Source organism: Streptococcus suis (assembly GCF_017601095.1).
GTDB lineage: Bacteria > Bacillota > Bacilli > Lactobacillales > Streptococcaceae > Streptococcus > Streptococcus suis_Z.
The window spans coordinates 1-2,334 of record NZ_JAGFUX010000030.1; the positions used below are offsets into that span (position 1 = coordinate 1).

General features: G+C 41.8%; 1 protein-coding gene and 1 pseudogene. Both read left to right on the forward strand.

The window, feature by feature from the left end; genetic code table 11:
* The first annotated feature begins 564 nt into the window (after nt 1-564).
* Nucleotides 565-2,238 carry a group II intron reverse transcriptase/maturase gene (ltrA, locus tag J5566_RS10370; protein ID WP_105110391.1) on the forward strand — a complete coding sequence of 558 codons (1,674 nt, stop codon included), beginning with the start codon at nt 565-567 and terminating at the stop codon, nt 2,236-2,238.
* 4 nt (nt 2,239-2,242) lie between these two features.
* A pseudogene (locus J5566_RS10635) lies at nt 2,243-2,334 on the forward strand (ABC transporter ATP-binding protein); the annotation flags it as partial.

The following is a 2,334-nucleotide window of genomic DNA, read 5'->3' on the forward strand; positions in this document are numbered from 1 at the left end:
CCAGAAAATGAGGTGCGACAAGAAGTCGTGTTGTAAATTGCTAGTTTAGCTACTCTATCCATTTGGGGTAATCCTACCACAGCCTGCTTGACTGGTAACGGTTATGTTGGGAAGCCTGTGGGACAATATGGAAAGTCTGATAGCCTAAAATCGGATGGACTGTTAGGATAAGAATACTATGGTGAACAGACGTGAACCATCGCAAGAGTCGTTACAGGGACTAAGTGAAATAAGGCTGATACACTTACACCAAAAGGTACGGAGGAGGTCATTGGGGCTTTCATAACCTGATGACAAATGGACACATTCTTCCCGGCTCAAAGATGGCACCTAAGGTATTCACAATTATTTATAACACGGAACTTGGTAAGCCCTATGTATTCCTTTTAATCGATAGAAGGTATTGAACTCGTAAGAGGGATAGACGATACAGAGGGTAGAGGAAAGGATAAAAAGCGAATGCTCCAACTGTAATGGTAGGAGATAGGGGTTCAAACTTTGCCCTGACCTGAAAGGGTGCAGACTTATCCTATGGTATTTCATGACAAAAATGGAGGTAAACCTATGAATGATAAACATTCAACGACAGCACCAGCTGAGAAGTTATCACACAAGCAACTGCTTGCGAAACAATGGAAAAGCATTGATTGGAAGAGAGCAGAACAAGAAGTGAATAGGCTACAAATCAGGATTGTCAAGGCTACTCAAGCCAAACACACAAACACAGTGAAAAGACTTCAATATTTACTAACCCATTCTTTCTATGCCAAGGCACTTGCCGTTCGTCGAGTAACGACTAACAAAGGTAAGAAAACAGCTGGTGTAGATGGTGAACTGTGGACGACCCCTACTCAAAAGATGGAGGCTCTCCTATCTCTAACTGACAAAGGCTATAAAGCTAGTCCGTTAAGACGGGTTTACATCGACAAAAAGGGGAAAAAGAAGAAACGTCCATTAGGGATTCCGACTATGTACGACAGAGCTATGCAGGCACTCTATGCTTTAGCATTAGAACCTGTTGCAGAGACAACCGCGGATACTAAATCATTCGGCTTCCGAAAAGGAAGAAGCTGTCAAGATGCTTGTGAATATATCTTCACAGCACTATCACGAAAAGCTTCTCCTCAGTGGATTTTAGAAGGCGACATCAAAGGCTGTTTTGACAACATCAGTCATGACTGGCTCTTAGAGAACATTCCGATGGATAAATCTATCTTAAAACAATTCCTTAAAGCAGGTTTTGTGTTCAAGGGTGAGTTATTCCCAACGGAAGAAGGCACGCCACAAGGCGGTATCATTTCGCCTATCCTTGCCAATATGGCACTCGATGGATTACAACAAGTCTTATCAGATAGATTTCATACCAATCGTTTAGGGAAAATTGACCTTCGATTCAAGAATAGCCATAAGGTCAATCTTGTCCGTTATGCGGATGATTTTATCGTCACAGCTGCGACACAAGAAATTGCATTAGAGGCTAAAGAATTGATTAGAGAGTTTCTGCTTGGACGAGGTTTAGAGCTGTCAGAGGAAAAGACATTGGTAACTCATATCAACGATGGTTTCGACCTACTTGGTTGGAATTTTCGGAAGTACAAGGGGAAATTGATTGTAAAACCATCTAAGAATTCTATTCAAACTGTTATTGGTAAATTCTCAGAAACCATCCTCAAGCGAGGAAAAGCATGGGAGCAAGAAGTCTTAATCATGAAACTAAATCAACAGATAAGAGGATGGACAAACTACCACCAATCCGTGTGTGCTAGTGAAGCCTTCTCCTATCTGGACTATCATTTATACGAATTATTGTGGCGATGGGCAAAACGTCGTCATCCAAAGAAAGGCCAGTGGTGGGTTTCGACCAAGTATTGGCATAGAAGAGGCAATCGAAGTTGGGTATTCGCTTCAGGCGATAAAGAACTCATTCGAGTTGACCATACTGCTATCGTCAGACATACAAAAGTCAGAGAAAATGCCAATCCTTACTTGGATATAAACTATTTTGCTCAACGAACCTTTAATCATGGTATGAAACGGTTGACAGGTCGTTTTAAACTTGTTTGGAAGAAACAAGACGGACGCTGTCATCACTGTGGACTCCCGATGGAACTTGGAGAAGATAGAGAAATTTTCTTTAAAGTTCCAAAATCAAAGGGAGGTGTGGAAGAAGTTGATAATATGGCTTATGTGCATAGCTACTGTCAGCGACTATTTATTGAGAGCCGCTCGAAAGAGTGATGAAATGCTTGAGCCGTATGAGGGGAAACTCTCACGTACGGTTCTTAGAGAGGAAGGTGGTAGTAATACCACTAACCTACTCGACTACAGTATTAT

Coding starts and splice junctions, on each gene's coding strand:
- ltrA (WP_105110391.1), top strand. CDS start 565: ATGAATGATAAACATTCAACGACAGCACCAGCTGAGAAGTTATCACAC.